18 protein-coding genes are annotated in these 20,644 nt (G+C 60.7%); 6 read left to right on the plus strand and 12 right to left on the minus strand.

Going from position 1 to position 20,644, the window contains the following annotated elements; all coding sequences use genetic code 11:
- Positions 1–152: 152 nt before the first annotated feature.
- On the plus strand, positions 153–1,589 hold the full coding sequence (locus SIC14_RS04575) for an aldehyde dehydrogenase family protein (RefSeq protein WP_412564650.1): 1,437 nt from the start codon (positions 153–155) through the stop codon (positions 1,587–1,589).
- An 88-nt stretch (positions 1,590–1,677) separates the two neighbouring features.
- Complete coding sequence (locus SIC14_RS04580) at positions 1,678–2,721, plus strand: serine/threonine protein kinase (RefSeq protein WP_412564651.1); 1,044 nt, start codon at positions 1,678–1,680, stop codon at positions 2,719–2,721.
- A gap of 9 nt (positions 2,722–2,730) precedes the next feature.
- On the opposite strand, the gene SIC14_RS04585 is transcribed toward SIC14_RS04580, so the two are convergent.
- From SIC14_RS04585 to SIC14_RS04610, 6 genes are all read right to left on the minus strand, one after another.
- Complete coding sequence (locus SIC14_RS04585; RefSeq protein ID WP_412564652.1) at positions 2,731–3,381, minus strand: RluA family pseudouridine synthase; 651 nt, start codon at positions 3,379–3,381, stop codon at positions 2,731–2,733.
- 56 nt (positions 3,382–3,437) lie between these two features.
- A complete protein-coding gene (gene rarD / locus SIC14_RS04590) occupies positions 3,438–4,346 on the minus strand; it encodes an EamA family transporter RarD (RefSeq protein ID WP_412564653.1) in 909 nt (302 codons plus the stop codon).
- An 85-nt stretch (positions 4,347–4,431) separates the two neighbouring features.
- Positions 4,432–4,815 carry a GFA family protein gene (locus SIC14_RS04595; RefSeq protein WP_412564654.1) on the minus strand — a complete coding sequence of 128 codons (384 nt, stop codon included), beginning with the start codon at positions 4,813–4,815 and terminating at the stop codon, positions 4,432–4,434.
- The gene (locus SIC14_RS04600; RefSeq protein ID WP_412564655.1) at positions 4,816–5,286 is read right to left on the minus strand and encodes a GAF domain-containing protein; all 471 of its coding nucleotides are present in this window, start codon (positions 5,284–5,286) and stop codon (positions 4,816–4,818) included.
- 91 nt (positions 5,287–5,377) lie between these two features.
- Positions 5,378–6,412, minus strand: a complete 1,035-nt coding sequence (locus tag SIC14_RS04605) for an alpha/beta hydrolase (RefSeq protein ID WP_412564656.1) — start codon at positions 6,410–6,412, stop codon at positions 5,378–5,380.
- A 130-nt stretch (positions 6,413–6,542) separates the two neighbouring features.
- A complete protein-coding gene (locus tag SIC14_RS04610; RefSeq protein WP_412564657.1) occupies positions 6,543–7,715 on the minus strand; it encodes a thiolase family protein in 1,173 nt (390 codons plus the stop codon).
- A gap of 457 nt (positions 7,716–8,172) precedes the next feature.
- On the opposite strand from SIC14_RS04610, the gene SIC14_RS04615 reads away from it, so the two are divergent.
- On the plus strand, positions 8,173–9,747 hold the full coding sequence (locus SIC14_RS04615; RefSeq protein WP_412564658.1) for a gamma-glutamyltransferase family protein: 1,575 nt from the start codon (positions 8,173–8,175) through the stop codon (positions 9,745–9,747).
- Between the two features lie 75 nt (positions 9,748–9,822).
- Here SIC14_RS04615 and hspQ read toward each other — a convergent pair whose 3' ends face one another.
- The gene (hspQ, locus tag SIC14_RS04620; protein WP_412565825.1) at positions 9,823–10,149 is read right to left on the minus strand and encodes a heat shock protein HspQ; all 327 of its coding nucleotides are present in this window, start codon (positions 10,147–10,149) and stop codon (positions 9,823–9,825) included.
- Between the two features lie 85 nt (positions 10,150–10,234).
- Between hspQ and SIC14_RS04625 the strand changes: the two genes are divergently transcribed.
- Both SIC14_RS04625 and SIC14_RS04630 read left to right on the plus strand, forming a co-directional pair.
- Positions 10,235–11,116, plus strand: a complete 882-nt coding sequence (locus SIC14_RS04625; protein ID WP_412564659.1) for an AEC family transporter — start codon at positions 10,235–10,237, stop codon at positions 11,114–11,116.
- A gap of 78 nt (positions 11,117–11,194) precedes the next feature.
- Positions 11,195–11,779, plus strand: a complete 585-nt coding sequence (locus tag SIC14_RS04630; protein WP_412564660.1) for a lytic transglycosylase — start codon at positions 11,195–11,197, stop codon at positions 11,777–11,779.
- Between the two features lie 67 nt (positions 11,780–11,846).
- Here the strand turns inward: SIC14_RS04630 and SIC14_RS04635 are convergent, their stop codons facing one another.
- The 4 genes from SIC14_RS04635 to SIC14_RS04650 form a co-directional block, all read right to left on the minus strand.
- On the minus strand, positions 11,847–12,449 hold the full coding sequence (locus SIC14_RS04635) for a LolA family protein (protein WP_412564661.1): 603 nt from the start codon (positions 12,447–12,449) through the stop codon (positions 11,847–11,849).
- Between the two features lie 143 nt (positions 12,450–12,592).
- A complete protein-coding gene (locus tag SIC14_RS04640) occupies positions 12,593–15,691 on the minus strand; it encodes a DNA translocase FtsK 4TM domain-containing protein (RefSeq protein WP_412564662.1) in 3,099 nt (1,032 codons plus the stop codon).
- A gap of 15 nt (positions 15,692–15,706) precedes the next feature.
- The gene (locus tag SIC14_RS04645) at positions 15,707–16,885 is read right to left on the minus strand and encodes an aminotransferase class I/II-fold pyridoxal phosphate-dependent enzyme (protein ID WP_412564663.1); all 1,179 of its coding nucleotides are present in this window, start codon (positions 16,883–16,885) and stop codon (positions 15,707–15,709) included.
- 170 nt (positions 16,886–17,055) lie between these two features.
- Positions 17,056–18,390: an amidase gene (locus tag SIC14_RS04650; RefSeq protein ID WP_412564664.1), complete on the minus strand. Its 1,335-nt coding sequence runs from the start codon at positions 18,388–18,390 to the stop codon at positions 17,056–17,058.
- A 96-nt stretch (positions 18,391–18,486) separates the two neighbouring features.
- Between SIC14_RS04650 and SIC14_RS04655 the strand changes: the two genes are divergently transcribed.
- Entirely contained in the window at positions 18,487–19,704 is a 1,218-nt protein-coding gene (locus SIC14_RS04655) for a UbiH/UbiF/VisC/COQ6 family ubiquinone biosynthesis hydroxylase (RefSeq protein WP_412564665.1), read from the plus strand.
- A 147-nt stretch (positions 19,705–19,851) separates the two neighbouring features.
- On the opposite strand, the gene SIC14_RS04660 is transcribed toward SIC14_RS04655, so the two are convergent.
- The gene (locus SIC14_RS04660) at positions 19,852–20,643 is read right to left on the minus strand and encodes a cytochrome c1 (protein WP_412564666.1); all 792 of its coding nucleotides are present in this window, start codon (positions 20,641–20,643) and stop codon (positions 19,852–19,854) included.
- Between the last annotated feature and the right edge of the window lies 1 nt (position 20,644).

Here is a 20,644-nt window from a genome sequence, read left to right on the forward strand (position 1 = left end):
AAATTATCATTTGGGCAGATTGAGGGGGCTTGCACCTGAAGGACAGCCCTGACAAAGTGCGCGGGAATCTGGAGACCCCTTCCACATGGTGGAAAATTTTCCGTTTGAACGCGCGCAAACACATTCGAAATTCGTCTAATGGAGGTCATCACATGATCGAGAAACGTCAGTTCTACATCAATGGCGCTTGGGTGGACCCGATTGAGGGCAAGGATCATCACGTCATCGACCCCTCGACCGAGGAGGCCTGCGCGGTCATCTCGCTGGGTGGTCAGGCCGATGCGGATGCCGCGGTTGCGGCGGCCAAGGCGGCTTTCTCTGCGTGGATGGCGACCCCTGCCGAAGAGCGCATCGCGCTGGTTGAGAAGCTGCTCGAAGTTTACCAACGCCGGGGCGCGGAAATGGGTGAAGCCATCTCGGCAGAGATGGGCGCGCCGATTGACATGGCCACCGCTTCACAGGTTGGGGCCGGTGCCTATCACACGGCCAACTTCCTGAAGGCCGCAAAGAAATTCAAGTTTGTCCGCCCTCTGGGTGACCACGCGCCGAACGACCGCATTGTGCATGAACCGATTGGCGTCTGCGCGCTAATCACCCCTTGGAACTGGCCGATGAATCAGGTCACCTTGAAAGTGATCGCTGCCGCCATTGCCGGCTGCACCATGGTTCTGAAACCCTCCGAGGAAAGCCCGCTCAACGCGCTGCTCTTTGCCGAGATGATGGATGAGGCAGGTTTCCCCGCCGGTGTCTTCAACCTGGTGAACGGCGACGGTGCCGGCGTTGGCTCCACCCTGTCGGGCCACAAAGACGTCGATATGGTGTCGTTCACCGGCTCGACCCGCGCGGGTATCGCCATTTCGCAGAACGCGGCGCATACCCTGAAACGTGTGCATCTTGAACTGGGCGGCAAAGGCGCCAACCTGTTGTTCGCCGATGCGGACGAAAAGGCGGTGAAGCGTGGCGTCCGTCACATGATGGAAAACTCGGGCCAGAGCTGCAATGCGCCTTCGCGCATGATGGTGCAGCGTGAAATCTACGACCGTGTGGTCGAAGAGGCCGCCGAGATTGCCAACAGCACCGCCGTTGCCAGCGCCCACGAAAAGGGCCGCCACATTGGCCCCGTTGTGAACGAGCTGCAGTGGAACAAGATCCAGGGCCTGATCCAGAAGGGCATCGACGAAGGCGCCCGTGTGGTTGCCGGTGGCGTGGGCCGTCCTGAGGGTCTGAACAAGGGCTTCTTTGTGCGTCCCACCGTTTTTGCCGATGTAAACAACGACATGACCATCGCCCGCGAAGAGATCTTTGGCCCTGTGCTGTCGATCATTCCCTTCGAAACCGAAGAGGAAGCGGTGGAGATGGCCAATGACACCGTCTACGGCCTGACCAACTATGTGCAGACACAGGACATGGAGCGTGCCAAGCGTGTTGCTGGTCAGTTCCGGTCCGGCATGGTGGAAATCAACGGCCACAGCCGCGGCGCTGGCGCGCCTTTTGGCGGCATGAAACAGTCGGGCAACGGCCGCGAAGGCGGCGTCTGGGGCATCGAGGACTTCCTTGAGGTCAAGTCGGTCGCCGGCTGGAGCGAATAAGCCAAGACCCGCCCGCCGCAAGGCTGGCATTGCAGAAACACAGCATCCGGGGCTATACCGCCCCGGATGTTTTCTTTTGGGGGCCGATGTGGCGACCAGTACCGATACCCAGCCCGAATCCCTGCGTGACTTCACCCCTGATACGGTGCTGAAACGCGATATCTTTTCGGAAACTGTTTCTGGTCACCTGACCTCGGATCCATCGGTGAAGGTGGTGCTGCGCCGTCTGGACGGGGTACCGTGGTACGCCCGGCCTTTGTCGCAATGGCTGGCCCGCAAAGAGGCAAAAGCCCTGCGTGCCGTGCAGGGCATCGCTGGAACGCCGGTGCTGATTGCCGCTGACAAGGCGGGCATTCTGCGGGTCTGGGCCGAAGGCACCCCGCTGCATCTGGCAAAACCTTCTGAGGCGCTCTGGTATGAAGATGCCTACCGCCTGTTGGCTGATTTGCGCGAACGCGGCGTCTGCCACAATGACATCGCCAAGCCGCAGAACTGGCTAATGCTGCCCGATGGCCGCTGCGGCGTTATCGATTTTCAACTGACCCGCGTGCACCGCCGCCGTGGCTGGTGGTTCCGCACCGCCGCCCGCGAAGATCTGCGCCACATGCTAAAGCAGAAACGCGCTTTTGCGCCTGACCTGCTGACTGCTGAGGAGCAAGATATACTGACTCAGAAGTCGCTGCCCTCAAGGATCTGGATGGCGACCGGCAAGCGGCTCTACAATTTCATCACGCGCCGATTGATGAACTGGTCTGACGGCGAGGGCAGCGAAGATCGCGTTGAGCTGCACGGCCCGGCCATACGCGCGGCGTACCTTGAAGCCGGTGCGCAAGAGGTAGGTTTTGCCACCTACGCGCAATCAGCGGGGGGTGTCGGGCTCTACGCCTTTGTTGAAGGCGACGTGACGGCAGAGACGCTGCCGCAGACCGATCCCAAGGCTGATCTGGTGCAGGTTGTGCCTGCCCTGCCGCGCGACAGCGCGGGCAAAGTGCGACAGGAATTGCTGGAACTGGTGGCCACCAACCGGATGGATGAGGTGGAGCATTTGCTGGGCGATGACCTGGGTTTGAAACAGCTGATGCAGCCGATCATTGCCCAGCGTCTAAACCTGACCGACCGTCGTCTGCGCTAAGCCAGTCCCTCAGAAAGGCGCCTTGGCGCGGAAAGACAGACCTTTGCCACTGTCTGGGTGATTGATCCGCAGCTCCTCCGAATGCAGCATCAGGCGCGGATGCGCTAGCGCTGGCCCTTCGGCGTAGAACGGATCACCCAGGATCGGATGCCCCAAGGCCAACATATGCACCCTCAGCTGGTGGCTGCGCCCGGTTTTGGGCGTCAGACGCACGCGACTCTCGCTGTCTGAGGTTTTCAGCACCCGCCAGTCGGTCACCGCCTGTTTACCGGTCTCATGGCACACTTTCTGGCGTGGCCTGTTCGGCCAGTCCACGATCAGCGGCAGATCCACGGTGCCTTTCTTTTCCTCAATCCGACCGGCAACGCGGGCGACATAGGTTTTCTTGGTGGTGCGTTTTTCGAACTGCATCGACAGATTGCGCTGTGCATGTGGGCTGAGGGCAAAGACCATCACACCAGAGGTGTCGCGGTCCAGCCGGTGCACCAGCAACGCCTGCGGGAACACCGCCTGCACCCGTGTGATCAGGCAATCGGCCAGATGCTCGCCCCGCCCCGGCACAGAAAGCAGGCCGGAGGGTTTGTTGACCACCACGATCTCGTGATCCTCGTGCAGGATCTCCAGCGGGTCATTGGGCGGGTTGTAGTCAGCACTTTGCATGAGGGCTGCTTACGCGCTTGGCCTCAGGCCTGCAAGCGTGCGCCCCCAAGCCCAACTTACTGACGCGACCGCCGCAGCCCTTTGATCATCGAGGCCGAGTAGATCACCAGTGCCGCCCAGATCAGCGGGAAGGCAATCATCCGCGCCTGACCAAAGGGTTCATCAAAGACCAGCACGGCCACAAGAAAGATCATTGTTGGCGCGATATATTGCAGAATCCCGATGGTCGACAAGCGCAGCAGTTTGGCCCCATTGGCATAAAGGATCAGCGGCACAGCCGTCACCACACCCAGGCCCAGGATCAACAGCGTGTCCATCCCGGACGCCCCCAAATGGCCCTGCCCCGTGGCGGCCAGATAGGTGACATACGCAATGCCAAAAGGCATCAGGATCAACACCTCCAGCAGGAAACCCTGATTGGGACCGATGGGCAGGGATTTCTTGAAGAAGGCGTAGAACCCCCAGCTGACGGTCAATCCAACGGCAGGCCAGGGCAGTGAACCAGCATCATACCACAGGACCCCAACAGCTGCCGCAGCCAGCGCAATGGCCACCAGTTGCGCTTTGTTCAGACGTTCCCCCAGCAGCAAGGCACCCAGCGCGATGGAGAACAGCGGGTTGATATAGTACCCCAGCGCCGCATCCAGCGCCCGATCCACCGCAATAGACCAGACATAGATCCCCCAGTTGATCGAGATAAGCACCGCCGTCACACAGGCCATCAATAGCATCCGCGGCGTTTTCAGCGCCGTGACCAGATCCGCCGTGCGTTTACGGTAGATCAGCAGCGCCGCTGCAATTGGCATGGCCCAGATCACCCGATTGGCAACAACTTCGATGGCCGGAATATGGGCAACCGCCTTCATATAGAGCGGCAGGAACCCCCAGATCACATAGGCGCCCATAGCGTAGGCCAGCCCCTGCGGCGTGTCCTGATTGGTCGGTTGTGCTGCACTATTGCTCATGACGATGTCCTTCCTGACACCAGCGGTAGAGGCCCAAGGCCCGCTTGGATAGACCGCAGAATTGCGGTCCTATCTGCTCTGATGATCAGGGCCGTTGCTCCAGCCCATCCTCCAGCAGGTAGTAATCGGCTTTGTCTGCCGTAAAGATATGCCGTTTCAGCGTGATCCCCGTTGGCCCGTCAATCGCGCCAAGCGCAAAGCTGATATAGTCCGGCTCATCCACGCCGACCCAGAACAAGAAGGATCCGCAATCGGGGCAAATCCCACGTTCGGCCTTTTCCGACAGCTTCAGCCATTTCACCGGCCCGTCGATCTGTAGCTCGGGCGTCAACACATGGGCCGAGGCCCAGGCGTGGCCCGACATCTTGCGACATTGGCTGCAATGACACACCGACGGGCCACCGGCCTCTCGGGTAACAGTGAAGTGGATCTTGCCACAGGCGCAGCTGCCCTTGAGGTTTTCGGCCATTTACACACCCTCGCGTTTGGAATTGGCAAAGCTTGCCTTCAGGATCATGGCCAGATGGTCAGCGTCTTCCTGCGTGAAGGCGTCCGGCTGATCACTGTCGAGGTCAAACACCCCAATCAGCTGCCCCGCACCGTTCCAGACCGGCAAAACAAGTTCGGATCTTGTCGAGGAAGCACAGGCAATATGGCCCGGAAAGGCCTCTACGTCTGGCACCAGCTGAACCTCGCCGGTGCGCGCGGCTGCGCCGCAGACACCGCGGGCAAAGGGGATGACCAGACAGCCATGGCCGCCCTGATAAGGGCCGATTTTCAACAGCTCTGGCGCGGTAACGCGGTAAAACCCGGTCCAATCAAAACGATCATCGCTGTGGTGCACTTCGCAGGCCAAGGTCGCCATCAGCGCGACCTCATCACTTTCGCCCTCCACAAGGGCAGCGATGGTTTTGGACAGGGTGGCATAATCGACGCGCATGGCGGCCTCCGGCGTGGTCTTGAAATTCACATGTTAATCTATCCGGCGCTGGGGACCGAGGCGCAAGAGGCGGGCGCGCATTTTCCTGTGCCTATTTGCACAATGTCCGGTGCAACCAATTGGCAGCTTTGCTGATGGCAAGGTCGCCTTCGGGAATCACCTTGGTCAGGTTGAGGAACCCGTGGACCTGACCACTGAATTCACACAGCTCCACCGGCAGTCCGTCCTCCGTCAGACGTGCGGCATAGGCCTGGCCGTCGTCCCACAGCGGATCATGCCCTGCCACCAGCACAAAGGCCGGCGGCTGCCCCGTCAGGCTGGGCGCAAAAAGCGGTGAGACCCGTGGCGCCAGACGGTCCTGATCGGCAGGAAGGTAGAGGTCCAGATACCCCTCCATCCGCGCCTTCGACAACAGCGGGTGACGCGCCAGGGCCTGAACCGACTTTGCCGTCAGCCGCGCGTCCACCGCGGGATAAATCAGCAATTGCCCTGCAGGCATCCGGCGCTCTTCTGCCGACAGCGTGTAAAGCAGACTTGCCGTCAGGTTGGCACCCGCACTGTCCCCGCCGACGGCGATACGATCGACATCAACGCGCAGGGCATCGGCCTGTTTGAACAGGGTTTGGTAAGCCACCAAGACATCATCGGGCGCGGCCGGAAAGGGATGTTCCGGTGCCAGACGGTAGCTGTAGGAAATCACCTGAATACCCGCCCGCCGCGCCAGTTTGGCACAAAGGTGATCGTGGGTTTCAAGGCCACCCTGCACCCAGCCCCCGCCGTGGAAATAGAGCAGCGTTGGCAATGCCCCCTCCGGGGCTTCCAGCGGACGGTACAGCCGTGCAGGACGCTCCCCAGCTGCGCCGAGCAGTGTCAGATCGCGGCGGTCCACCTGTGTTTCGGGGCGGTCAAAACGGGCCACGAAATCGGCCATCTGCCCGCGACTTTCCTCAACCGAGGGCGGCAGGTTCGGGTCGCGCACCAGCCCAACCAAATCCGCCACGGCCGCCGCTTTGGGATCGGCTCGCCGCCCCTGCGCGACAGGCAAAGCGGCATCATAGAAATACAGCACGATCCAGCCGGGCATATAGACCCGCGCCAGTGCCCACAGCAATTTCAGGTATCTCATTGCACCCTCTCATGTTTCAGCGAGCATGCGCGAAACCTTGTCCTCGGCGCAACATCAGGGCGAAGACTTCACTGGCCGGAAACGAAAAAACCGGCCCGAAGGCCGGTTTTCGATAGGTGTTCAATCAGGTTCAAACCCGTTCGATCGCAATTGCGGTGCCTTCGCCGCCACCGATGCAGATCGCCGCAACGCCACGTTTGAGGCCGCGCTTCTCCAGCGCATTCAACAAGGTCACCAGGATCCGCGCCCCAGAGGCCCCAATCGGGTGGCCCAAGGCACAGGCGCCGCCGTTCACATTGACCACATCGCGTGACAGTCCCAGTTCCCGCATGAAGGCCATCGGCACAACCGCAAAGGCCTCATTCACCTCCCAGAGGTCCACGTCCTCAACCGACCAGCCCAGCCGATCCAGCAGCTTGCGCGCTGCTGGCACGGGGGCTGTGGGGAACTGCGACGGTGCATGGGCATGGCTGGCGTGCCCCATGACGCGGGCGCGGACCTGCAGACCCTGCGCCTCGGCCGCTTCTGCCGACGCCAGCACCAGCGCCGCGGCCCCATCGGAGATGGAGGAAGAGTTGGCCGCGGTCACTGTACCGTCCTTGCGGAAAGCGGGTTTCAGGTTCGGGATCTTCTCTGGACGCGCCTTGGCAGGCTGTTCGTCGGTCGAGATGATATGTTCTCCGGTGCGGTGATGCAGGGTGATCGGGGTGATCTCCCCCTCGAAAGCGCCGGTACGTTCGGCCTCCAGCGCGTTCGACAGCGAGGCCAGTGCATATTGGTCCTGTTCTTCCCGGGTGAACTGGAACGCCTCGGCGCAATCTTCCGCAAAAGTGCCCATCAGGCGACCTTTGTCATAGGCATCTTCCAACCCGTCGAGGAACATGTGATCGACGGTGGTCTGATGCCCGATCCGCGCACCGCTGCGCATTTTCGGCAGCAGGTAGGGCGCATTTGTCATGCTCTCCATCCCGCCTGCAATCATCGTATCGGCATGACCCAGTGCAATCTGGTCAAAGGCCATCATGGCCGCCTTCATGCCCGACCCGCACATTTTGTTCAGCGTGGTGGCTGGCACCTCTTCGCCCAGGCCTCCGGCAAAACCGGCCTGCCGCGCAGGGGCCTGCCCCTGACCTGCAGGCAACACGCAGCCCATCAGCACCTCATCCACGGTGCCAGTTCCGGCATCAGCCAGTGCGGCACGGATGGCAGCGCCCCCAAGTGTTGCGGCCTCAACCCCGTCAAAAACCCCCTGAAATCCGCCCATAGGCGTGCGCGCAGCACCTGCGATGACCACCGGTTTCATGTGACTTCCTCCTTGCAACGCCGCTCTGGGGCTTCCCCCTGAGCAGAAATCTCTGATCTGCCCAAACTCGGGCAGTTTGTCGGTATGTTAATTGAACGAGTGTTCACTTCAACGACCCGATGCAGCAATGACGTAGGGTCACAGCATAGCGCGCGATCGGCATTTGGCGAAATCCGACCTCTTCTTGAAGGCGTGAAGCGGCCCAAGTGCCGTCTGACCCAACCGCGATTCAACCCACTCTGCCAAGGAATCGCCCCATTCCGCCCGCAAAACGGTCGAGAATCGATGACATAACGTCACTTGTAGCTGCAAAAGCTTCCTCCGACGTCGCGTTCAAACAGCCCCCAACCCAGTGCGCGACGTCGGGGCCTTTGCCGCCACAGCTTCCCGTAGAATTTCCTGCTTGATCCCGCGCGTCGGCCGCCTAATCTCTTCACCTGTTAACGGAGGGGACACCATGCGCGATTTTCATCAACCCGGAAGGTCCGAGGTCTTTGCGGCCAACGGGATCTGCGCCACCTCGCACCCGCTTGCGGCCAATGCCGCAGTGGATGTTCTGCAGCGCGGGGGCAATGCAATGGATGCGGCCATTGCCGGTGCGGTGCTGTTGGGGATTTGCGAGCCGCAGATGACGGGCATTGGCGGTGATTGCTTTGTGCTGTTTTCGCCGGCAGGAACCGAGGATATTTTGGCCCTGAATGGGTCAGGCCGTGCGCCCTTGGCTGCCGATGCCGCCACCCTGCGCGACCGTGGGCTGGATGCGGTGCCACTGCGTGGACCAGAGTCGGTCACGATCCCCGGGGCCATCGACGCCTTCTGCCGGTTGAGCGCAGATCACGGCAAACTGGGCCTCGACGCCCTTCTGGCCCCTGCCATTCACTATGCCGAAGAGGGTGTGCCGGTTGCCCCGCGCGTCGCATTTGACTGGCAGGCCAATCAGTCCGCGCTGCAGGGTCATGGCCGGGCACACTATCTGATCAACGGTCAGGTGCCGTCGCTGGGACAGCGCTTTGCCGCGCCCGGTCAGGCGGAGGTGCTGCGGCGCATCGCCAAAGACGGGCGTGCCGGTTTCTACGAAGGTGAGGTGGCTGAGGATATGGTCGCCTGCCTGCGCGAGATGGGGGGCGTGCACACGCTGGAAGATTTTGCCGCCACCCGATGTGACTATACCGATCCGGTCAGCGACGATTACAAAGGCATCGATCTGGTTGAGCACCCGCCAAACGGTCAGGGTGCGACGGCGAACCTGATGTTGAACATCCTGAAACACTTCGACATTGCCGGTATGGAAGCTTTTGGCACCGAACGGACACATATCGAGGCCGAGGCGGCGAAACTGGCTTATGACGCCCGCAACCGCTTTATCGCGGATCCCGATCGCACCGCGATGCTGGACCACATGCTGTCGCCGAAAACCGCCGCCAAACTGGCCGCGCTGATTGATCCGAAGAAGGCCATGCAGGCCGCCGCTCCGCTGACCGAGGCGGTGCATAAAGACACGATCTACATCACCGTGGTGGACAAGGACCGCATGGCGGTGTCGCTGATCTATTCGATCTTCCACGGCTTTGGCTCTGGCATTGCGTCTGAGAAGTTCGGCGTGCTGATGCAGAACCGCGGTGCGGGCTTCACATTGGAACAGGGCCACCCCAATGAGATGCGCGGCGGCCACCGCCCGATGCACACCATCATCCCCGGCATGCTGCGACAGAACGGTAAGGTGCTGATGCCCTTTGGCGTCATGGGCGGCGCCTATCAGCCGAATGGCCATGCGCGGTTTGTCTCGAACATGGTGGATTTCGGTATGGGGCCACAGCAGGCCATTGATGCGCCGCGGGCGTTTGCCGATGGCACGGTGATGAAGGTCGAAAAGGGCTACTCCGATCAGACCCGCACAGATCTGGCTGACATGGGCCATGACGTGGTGATCCCAGACGAACCTATTGGAGGGGCACAGGCGATCCGGATTGAAGATGACCTGCTGATCGGTGCCTCTGACCCGCGCAAAGACGGCTGTGCCATCGGTTACTGACCACCGGCACGCTGCCCACAAAACAAAAGCGGCCCCTCACGGGCCGCTTAACACCTTTGACGATCCAGAGGTGGATCAGTTCAGCGAGAAATGCAGCGGGTAGTGGCCATCTTCAAACGGGCCAAACAGATCGGGGATGTCGGGATGGCTCACCGGTTCACCGGAGTAATCCGCAATTAGGTTCTGCTCGGACACATAAGCCACGTAGTAGCTCTGATCGTTTTCCGCCAGCAGATGGTAAAACGGCTGCTCCTTGCGCGGGCGGCTGTCCTCAGGGATGGAGCGATACCATTCCTCGGTGTTGTTAAACTCGGGATCGACATCAAAAACCACGCCGCGGAACGGGTGTTTCTTGTGCCGAACTACCTGGCCCAAATGATATTTTGCACGTGATCTAAGCATCATGTTGCAGCCCCCTATCCCCAGAGATAGACCCTACGGGGGGGGCTTGTCCATGTTGGACGGGCAAATTCGGGGGAAACAGTCTGTGAACTTGGTCCTGACAGTGCTGGAAATTTCGGCACCGGTGTTCTTTCTGGCGTTGATTGGTTTTGTCTGGGTGAAGGCGGGGTTCGAGTATCGGATCCGCTTTGTCACGCAGCTGGCGATGAACCTGGGCATCCCCTGTCTGATCTTCACCGCACTGATGAAAACCCAGATCGATCCGCAGGCGCTGGCGGACCTGACGCTGGCCTCTATCGCGGCCTATGGCGCGGTCACGGTTGTAGGCTATGCGTTGGTCAAACTGACCAAGCTGGAGGTGCGCACCTATCTGGCCCCCATCATTTTTGGCAACACCGGCAATCTGGGCCTGCCGCTGGCGCTGTTTGCCTTCGGCGAGGTTGGCCTGAGCTACGCGGTGGTGGTCTTTGCCGTTATGGCGATCTGGTCCTTTACCTTCGGGATCTGGCTGGTGGCAGATGGTGGGTCTCTGCTGAAGGTTTTGAAAGAACCTTTGGTGGCAGCAACGCTTTTGGGGGCGCTGTTTCTGTGGCAGGGCTGGCAGACGCCAACCTTCCTGACCAACACCCTGGAGCTGGTGGGGCAGATGGCAATTCCGCTGATGCTGATCACCCTGGGCGTGGCCGTGGCACGGCTGTCACCCGGTCAGATCGGACGGGCCACCTGGATTTCTTTGGTGAAATACGTGCTCTGTTTCGGGTTGGCCTATGCCATTGCGCAGGGGTTCGGACTGGAACCAGTTGCCGCTGCTGTGCTGACCATCCAGATCGCTACCCCTGTGGCCGTGTCCTCTTACCTCTTGGCCGAAAAATACGGTGCAGATGCGGGATCTGTGGCGGGGCTGGTGGTGGTTTCAACCGTGATGTCGATCTGCGCAATTCCGCTGATGCTGGCGCTCTTGCTGTAATGTGATCAACGGCCCCATTTGCAGGGCCCGCGCTTTGCGCTATTCTGTCAAAAAAGAAAAACAGAAAGCACGAGGCAGATGAGCAGAACCCTTCGCCTATTGGTGCTGTTGATGGTGCTGGCGTCCTGTGGCGGCGGAAATTATTCCGCGCCGCGCAATTTGGACAATGCCTGCTCGATCCTCAGCCAGCGCCCGAAATACGCCCGCGCCTTCCGCGCCACGGAACGCCGTTGGGGTGTCCCGATGCATGTGCAGATGGCCACCATCTATCAAGAGAGCAAGTTTATCGGCAACGCCCGCACACCCTATCGCTATGTGCTGGGGGTGATCCCGATGGGTCGCCAAAGTTCGGCCTATGGCTATAGTCAGGCGCTGGACGGCACCTGGGGAGAGTACCAGAAAGCCACCCGAAGCTACGGGGCGCGGCGCGACAATATCTATGACGCCTCGGATTTCATGGGCTGGTATATGAACCAATCCCGCGATCGCAACGGCATCGCGCTGAACAATGCCAAACACCAGTATCTGGCCTATCACGAAGGCCAGACCGGCTACCGGCGCGGAACATACAAACGCAAAAGCTGGCTGATGCGGATCTCGAACGAGGTTGCCAGCCGCGCTGACATGTATCAGGCACAGCTGCGCAGCTGTTCGCGGTTCTGATCCCACAAAAGATAAGGCCCGCTGCAGATGCAGCGGGCCTTTTGCTCACTTGCTCAGACCGCAGGCGTCACCGGCTGCGGCGCTCTTTTTCATCTGAAATGTCAAAGATGCTGTTCTTCAGTTTGACCGATGTGTCCATCGCGCCCAGCACAACAGTGGTGGCAGAGCCCACGTCGTCCCGGATCACCCACTGACGCAGCTGCACCGGGTTGCTGGTAAAGACCAGCTCGATGGTGCCATATTCGGGATGTTGCGGATCTTGTGCCAGCACCTTGGTTGCGGTGCCGTCATAGCTGTGCCCCACCACCATATTGGCGCGTTCCAGATTGATGTTGCGATCGAGGATCAGCTTTAGCGGCGTTTTCCCCAGCGGGTAGGTTTCGGGCTGAGGATTGCCACGTGGATCAAAGATCGCCACCGAGCGACCAGAGGCCAGCACCAGCGTCTTGTCCTGATCGTATTCAAACCGGATTTTCCACGGGCGTTTCAGCTTCAGCTGACCGGTCATAATGGTGCCGTCATCGCTGATCTGGGTGAACCCGGCCTGCGCCGTTTTCAAATCGTTCAGATAGGCCGACAGCGCCTTGAGCGAGATCTGATCCGCCGCCGCAGGCAGGGCGGTGAGGGTCAAGGCGGCGAGCGCCGCAAGGGTATGGCGAATTTTCATCATAAAAATAACCTAAGCAATTTCGGCGCCCACCCAAAGGGGAGGTTCGGGCAAAATACCTCACATCCCTGTCAAAAGGCAAAAAGCGGCCCATCTGCCTGTGATGACAGGCGGTGGGCCGCTTTCCTAAGTCGTTCACATCACGGTCAGTTGACCTCGGGCACCAACACTTCGCGTTTGCCGACATGGTTGGCGGCCGACACCACACCCTCGTCTTCCATCTGCTCCACCAGTCGGGCGGCTTTGTTATAGCCAATCGCCAGTTTCCGCTGAATGTAAGACGTCGAACATTTGCGGTCTTTGGCTACAATCGCCACCGCCTGATCGTAGAGCGCATCTTCGCCATTGGTATTGCCACCAAGGCCCAACACCGCGTCGATGTTATCGGCCTTTTCGTCCTCGGGTCCTTCAACCACGCCACCGATATAGTCCGGCGGGCCGTAGCTCTTCAGATGGTTGACGATTTCCTCGACCTCTTCGTCGCTGACAAAGGGACCATGACAACGGGTGATTTTGGCACCACCGGCCATGTAGAGCATGTCCCCCATCCCCAAGAGCTGTTCCGCCCCCATTTCCCCAAGGATGGTGCGGCTGTCGACCTTCGAGGTCACCTGGAACGAAATCCGGGTGGGGAAGTTCGCTTTGATCGTACCGGTAATCACATCAACCGAAGGACGCTGCGTCGCCATGATCAGGTGAATGCCCGAGGCCCGTGCCATCTGCGCCAGACGCTGAATACAGGCTTCGATCTCTTTGCCCGCCACCATCATCAGGTCGGCCATCTCATCAACGATGACCACGATGTAGGGCATTTTCACGGGGGTGATTTCTTCGGTCTCAAAGACGGGTTCACCGGTCTCATCATCAAATCCGGTCTGCACCGTCCGGCTGAAGGTTTCCCCTTTGGCCAGCGCGTCCTCGACGCGGCTGTTATAGCCATCGATGTTGCGCACACCCATTTTGGACATTTTGCGATAGCGATCTTCCATCTCGCCCACGGTCCATTTCAACGCCACAACCGCCTTCTTGGGGTCGGTCACAACAGGGGACAGCAGGTGCGGAATGCCGTCATAAACGCTGAGTTCCAGCATCTTGGGGTCAATCATGATCAACCGGCAATCCTCAGGCGTCAGCTTGTACAGCAGGCTGAGGATCATGGTGTTGATTGCCACCGACTTGCCCGAACCCGTCGTCCCCGCGATCAGCAGGTGAGGCATCTTGGCTAGGTTGGCCACAACCGGGTCGCCGCCGATATCTTTGCCCAAGGCCAGCGGCAGTTTCTGGTTGCCGTCGCCAAAGTCACGGGCCGCTAAAATTTCGCGCAGCACTACTTTTTCGCGGTTTTCATTTGGCAGTTCGATCCCGATCACCGAACGGCCCGGCACGGTGGAGACACGTGCAGACAGGGCCGACATAGACCGCGCAATGTCATCGGCAAGACCGATGACACGGCTGGCTTTCAGGCCTGGCGCGGGTTCCAGCTCATACATGGTGACCACAGGGCCAGGACGGACCGAGACGATCTCGCCCTTCACACCGTAGTCATCCAATACGTTTTCCAGCATCCGCGCATTTTCTTCCAGCGCTTCGTCACTCAGGTGATGACGCTGGATCATCGACGGGTTCGCCAACAGGCTTAGCGGTGGCAGCTCAAAAGCGGGCGTGTTGTCGTCAAACTTCAACGCGGGCTGCGCTTCGGCCTTGGCGCGGCTTGAAGGCTGGATGGGTTTGCGATTGAGCGGTTGCACCACCTTGCGCGGTTCCGGCGTCGGGATCGCACGTGGGGCCACTGCAGGCGTTGCCAGCGGAGTTGCCTGCGGTGCGGCTGCTTTGACCGGTGCGGCCACATCCGGCTGCTCCCCAATCGACGCGGCAATTTCGGCCACATCGGGATTTACCTCGGACGCAACTGGGGCTTCGGCGTAGACCACAGGTTCTGCCGCAGCGGAGGGCATGCCTTCCTGCGGGACCGCTTCTGCAAATGGGTTGGACTGGGCGATTTCAGGTGCCGTTTCAGGCACAGCCGCATGAGCAGGATCATAAGCGTGTTCCGCGTAGTGCGGTGCTGCCGCCTCTGGCATCTGCGGTTGAGCGGTCGCAGCAGAGGCGGTCAAAGGCGGTTCGGCGCGCAGACCCGCGGTCAGCGGCGGTTCTGGTGGCAACCCAGTGTGTACGGCTGGCTGCGCCGGGTCCAACACCAACGGATCGGGACCCCGTCCACGTCCCTTGGTCAGGGGGGCCACGGCCTCAACCTGAACGGCGGGGTTGGACCGGACGCGGGACTTGATCACATCGGCAATCTTGGCCTTGATCCGGTCATCACCGGGGGCGTCGACATCGGGGGCCAGATCTGGCTGTACCAGTTCCGGCGCGGGTATCTCTGCCGCATCCGCTGCCTCGGGGCGGCGGATCAGGGTGGGCATACGTTTCAGCAGGCTAGGCTTCTCAGGCGCTTCTGCGATCGCTTCTTCAGGCTCAAAATGTACGTCCTCCGAATCGGTGACTTGCCATTCTTCTTCCTCCGCCAGACGCTGCTTTTCGGCGCGGCGTTCGGCATTGCGCGCCTGCATCGTCTGTGCCGCGCCCACGGCCCCATGTGCCCCACGGCCCAGAACAGTCATCAGCGTGGCATAGGTCATGATGATCCCAACCAGCAGGAAGCGCCCGCCCCGTTTCACCTCGGGCCAGGTGAAGCCCAGAACAAAGACACCCAGCACAATGACCGACAGGGCCGACAAGGCCGACATCAGCTTCAGCGCCACGCCCATGGAAAACGGCACGATCGTCAGGAAGAACCCCAGCACCGCGTCGCCAAAACGACCACCCAGACCATAGCCGTGCACCCAGCCCTCACCGGGCACCAAAGTGGCGGCATAAACCGAGGTCATGCAAATCAGGATCGGCAGGAAAATCAGACGGCCCACCGCCCGTTCCACACCATGGTGGCACACCAAACGCGCGCCCCAGGCCAGCATCGACAGCGGCAGGATCCATGCGCCGTTGCCCAGAATCACAAACAGCAGGGCCGAAAAAGACGCCCCAGGACGCCCCAGCCAGTTCTGCACCGGCGCATCCGTGGCCGAGAGGAAAGACGGATCATCCGGATGATAGGAATGGACCATCGCCGCCACACCCAGCCCCAAGAGGATCAGAACAATCCCCAGAAGCTCCTTGCCGCGTTTTTCAATCGCGGCCTGCATGTCGCTGCCAAAAAGCGGATCGCGCCCACGTGCCTGATATGCCATCGCTGCCCTCGTTCCTTAACCGTAGATACAGTTGCGCAGCGCCATCAGCCCGCGTTCTGTTTCATCGTTGGGGTGGACCAGTGCCACCCGAATGTATTCTTTGCCGGGGTTAAAGCCTTCAACCTCGCGGGCCAGATAGGCCCCGGGAAGAACCCGCACACCAGTATCCTGCCACAGCTTCAGCGCTGAGGCCTCGCCGTCTTTGACCGGCAGCCAGAGGAAGAAACCCGCTTCAGGGCTTTGATAGCCGGGGATTTCGCCAAAAACCTTGTCGGCAATTTCGAACTTCTGCTGATATAGGTGACGGTTTTCGACCACATGGCCTTCATCCGCCCAGACCCGTTCCGCCACCTTCTGCAACGGCAATGGCAGCGGGGCACCGGCGTAGGCGCGCAGCTGTTTGATCCGTTTAATGCATTCCGGACCACCCGCCACAAAGCCCGAGCGCAGCCCCGGCAGGTTCGAGCGTTTGGACAGCGAATGGAAGATCACCACACGTTCGGGATCTGCACCGATCTCCTGCGCCACTTCCAGCGCGCCGGCTGGCGGTGTGCCGCGATAAATCTCGGAGTAGCATTCATCCGCAAAGATGCGGAAATCATGCTTTTCGGCCAGACGGATCAGCTCTGCCCAGTACGCACGACTGGCGACCGCCCCCTGTGGGTTGGCCGGTGAACAGATATAGGCCACCGCTACACGGTTCAGCACCTCAGGTGGCAGGGCGGTGTAATCAGGCAGATGGCCGGTTTCCTTGGTCGCCGGCACCATCATCGGTTCCGCTCCGACCGAAATCGCCGCGATCATGTAGACCTGGTAGAAGGGGTTGGGCAGCAGCACGATCGGCTGACCGCCGCCTTTGGTTTCCGGCACCAAAGCCATCGCCGCATTATAGAGCCCTTCCCGAGTGCCATTCAGCGGCATGACCTGTGTGGCGGCTTCCACCCCAACGCCATAGCGTCGCTGGATCCAGTCGCGAATCGCATTCTGCAATTCCGGTGTGCCGTCGTTGGGGGGGTATTTGCCGAATCCTTCGGCATTTTCCGCAATGATTTCGCTGACCCAAGACGGAAACGCGTGCTTGGGTTCACCAATGGTCATATGCATCACGACGCCGCCGGGTTCATGCACATCCAACAGGGCGCGCAGACGCGGGAACGCATAAGCGGGAAGGTTCGAAAACCGCTCAGGAAACATCAGATTTTGCCTCAATGTGTCGGGATCATTCACGCCCCGTTTGCGTTGAGACTAGCCAAAGAGGCCCGCCGCGTCCAGTTCCGACGCGGCGGGCCTGCTTTTGTTGTGACCTTTTTGACGAAGCTGAGCCGTGCCTTAGCCGACTTAGGTTGCGGTTCTTCGCAACCGGTTCAGCCCTCTTGCAGTGCCAGCTCAGCTGCCGCGGCAATGCGCAGCAAACGCTCTTCCTGCCCTGGCAGGCCGTTTAACAATATGCCACAGCTCGGCACGCCGGTTGGCAGGGAGACCCCGCAATTGCCCATCAGATTGCCCACACGGGTGTTCTGCAAAGCCAGCAGGTTTTCGGTGACATAGTACTGATCATCGGTCATCAACCTGTCCGCTTTGGGAGGCAGAATCGGCGCCGTGGGACACAGCACAGCGTCAAAGCCTGCAACCCGTTCATTCCAGGTCGCCCGCAACGCCTCCAGCTTCTGCCAGGCGCGCACATAATCCGGTCCGCCCACAGAACGCCCGCCACGGAATCGTTCTAGAATACGGTCAAACATAAGGTCGGGACTGGCTTCGATCACCTCGCCCCAACGGCCATAGGCCTCCGCGGTGTAAAGCGGTCCGGCAAGGGACATCGCCTCCGCCACCTCTGGCGCTTCGATCTTCACAATCTCTGCCCCGGCCTCTGCTAGTTTGGCGACCGCAGTGTCAAAGGCGTTCAACGGCACTTCGCGGGTGTCTTCCAGCACCACGGTCTGCAACACTGCCAGACATTTGCCTTTCAGCGTTGCGCCCTGCAAATCGGCCGGTTTTCCACCTTCCAGCGCTGCCAGCATCAAGGCCGCATCTTCCACCGAGCGGCACAGCGGGCCGACGGTGTCAAACTTGGCACACAAGTCCACAACCCCTGACAGGCTGACCCGCCCAGCGGTGGTTTTCAGCCCCACCAGATCATTCCAGGCCGAAGGGATTCGCACCGAACCGCCGGTGTCCGACCCAATGCCGCAAGCCGCCAGATCAAACGCAACAGAGGTCGCCGCCCCCGAAGACGAGCCGCCCGAAACCGCGTCATGATCGTTTACACAAGGCGGTGTTGCCGTCACCGGGTTCAGACCCAGCCCCGAAAAGGCCAATTCGCTCATGTGGGTTTTGCCCAGACAGACCAGCCCCAGCGCCGTGGCGTTGCGCAGCACCAAAGCGTCCCTTGCGGGCACGCGATCTTTGAGCAGTGCCGAGCCCGCCTCGGTCGCAACCCCAGCACTGTCAAACAGGTCCTTCCAGGAGATCGGCACCCCATCCAACACAGACAACCGCTGCCCCGCCTTGGCGCGGGCCTGTGCCGCCTCCGCCTCGGCCAGCGCCCGCTCAGAGGTGACACGGGCATAGATCCGATCCCGAAACGGGTGGGCCGCGATCGCCGTCAAATAGGCCTCGGTCAGCGCAACGGGATCGATCTCTCCCGCGCCAATGCCCCGCCCCAGTTCCGCGGCGCTTGCCTTAAGCCAATGGTCCATATGTGCCTCCTGTTCTTCTTGCCGCTTCTTCTTGCCGCGACCGTAGCGACGCTGAGGCGCATGGACAATCCCGCGCAGCCACGCATATTGAGGGCCATGACATATGACAGCGATATCTTGATCGTCGGCGGCGGCCTCAATGGTCCCGCTCAGGCCCTGGCTCTGGCACAGGCGGGCTTCACCGTGACGGTGATCGACGCCCTGCCCCGCGCCGCACAGGCTTCGGACAATTTCGACGGCCGCGCCTATGCGCTGGCGCTGGCCTCGCAGCGATTGCTGAACCGCATTGGGATCTGGGATCAGGTGGCTGGCAATGCGCAACCCATGCTGGACATCAAGGTCAGCGACGGCCGCGCCGGTGAAGGCCCACTGAGCCCGTTTTTCCTGCATTTCGACCATGCCGAACTGGAAGAAGGCCCGATGGGCTACATGCTGGAGGACCGCTTCCTGCGTCGCGCCCTGTCAGACGCCATGCGAGCAGAGGACCGCATCACCGTGAGGGATGGCACCAAGGTGGTGGCCCAAGAAGCGGACATGACAGGCGTGACGCTCGCCCTCGACACCGGTGCCACGCTGGCGGGCCGGTTGCTGATCGGCGCAGATGGTCGCACATCCGGCACCGCCGACCGGGCTGGCATCAAACGCAGCGGTTGGGGCTATGGTCAAACCGCGCTGGTCTGCGCCATTTCGCATGAACACCCGAACCAAGGGGTGGCGCATCAGTTTTTCATGCCCCCTGGCCCCTTGGCGATTCTACCGCTGCCGGGCAACATGTCCTCCATCGTGTGGTCGGAAACGCACGAAAATGCCGCCGCCATCCACAGCCTCAGCGACGCAGACTACATGCATGTGCTGAGGCCACGTTTTGGCGACTTTCTGGGCAGGATCGAGCTGGCAGGCCAGCGCTTCACCTATCCGCTGAACCTGACGCTGGCTGACAGTTTCACCGCAGGGCGGCTGGTGCTGATCGGCGACGCGGCGCACGGGATGCATCCCATCGCAGGTCAAGGGCTGAACGCAGGATTGCGGGACATCGCAGCGCTGACACAGGTCCTGCGTGAAGCCAAGGCGCGTGGCGAGGACTTCACCAGCGAACTGGTGCTGGACCGCTACCAAGAATGGCGTCGCTTTGACACCGCCAGCCTTGCGCTGAGCACCGACCTCACCAACAAGCTGTTTTCCAACGACAACCCGCTGCTGCGCTTTGCCCGCGATCTGGGCATGGGGGCGGTGAACGCCATGCCGGGTCTGCGCCGCAGCTTCATGCGCGAAGCGGCGGGGCTCACCGGCGATCTGCCTGACCTGATGCGCTAATCTAATGCACTGACTGCGTTTCATCTTGCTAAAACTACTCTGGGGGAATTGGCCGCCAGGCCAAGGGGGCAACACTCCGATATCCACCCGGCAAAGAAAAAGCCCCGCCGTTGGCGGGGCTTTCCATTTCATCAGACCTGAACAGTCTTAGCTTTCTTTTGCGGCACGTTTGACCGGTGCCCAAAGGCGCTTGTTCGTCAGGTACAGCAGAACCGACAGGATGGTCAGGAACAGAACGGCGACAAAGCCGGCGTGCTGGCGGTCCATCATCTTGGGTTCAGCAGTCCACATCAGGAAGGCCGAAACATCTTCTGCCATGTGATGCGCGGTAGTGCTGTGACCATCGGCATATTCCACGGCATCATCTTCCAGCGGCGGAGCCATAGAAATCCAGCCACCCGGGAAGGCGGTGTTTTCGTAGAAGGTGGTGCCTGCCTGCTCTTTTTCCTTGCCGGTGTAACCGGTCAGGATCGAGTAGATGTACTCAGCGCCACCCATGCCTTTGACCAGCTGGTTGATGCCGGTGCCCTGAGGGCCGTGGAAACCGGCGCGGGCTTTGGCCATCAGGCTGAGGTCAGGGGCGGTTTCCAGACCCGACTCGGGGAAGAAATCCGCCGCTTTACGCGGGCGGAAGTCGTCCAGCTCGGGGTCAAAGATTTCCATCTGTGCGGCATAGGCGCGGACCTGATCTTCGGGCAGGTGTGGACCACCATCGTCGGCCAGGGTGCGGATCGGCACGTACTTCAGACCGTGACAGGCCGAGCAGACCTCGGTGTAGACCTGAAGACCACGCTGCAGCTGCATCTGGTCGAATTTGCCAAAGGGACCTTCGAAGGAGAAGGCCACATCTTCGATGTGACCCGCCCCACCGGCGGCCATGGCGCCACCTGCCGAAAGGGTCAGGGCGGCAACTGCGGAGATCGCAAGTTTCTTAAGCATT

It is taken from the genome of Thalassobius sp. MITS945101 (assembly GCF_047123305.1).
Classification (GTDB): Bacteria; Pseudomonadota; Alphaproteobacteria; order Rhodobacterales; family Rhodobacteraceae; genus Thalassobius.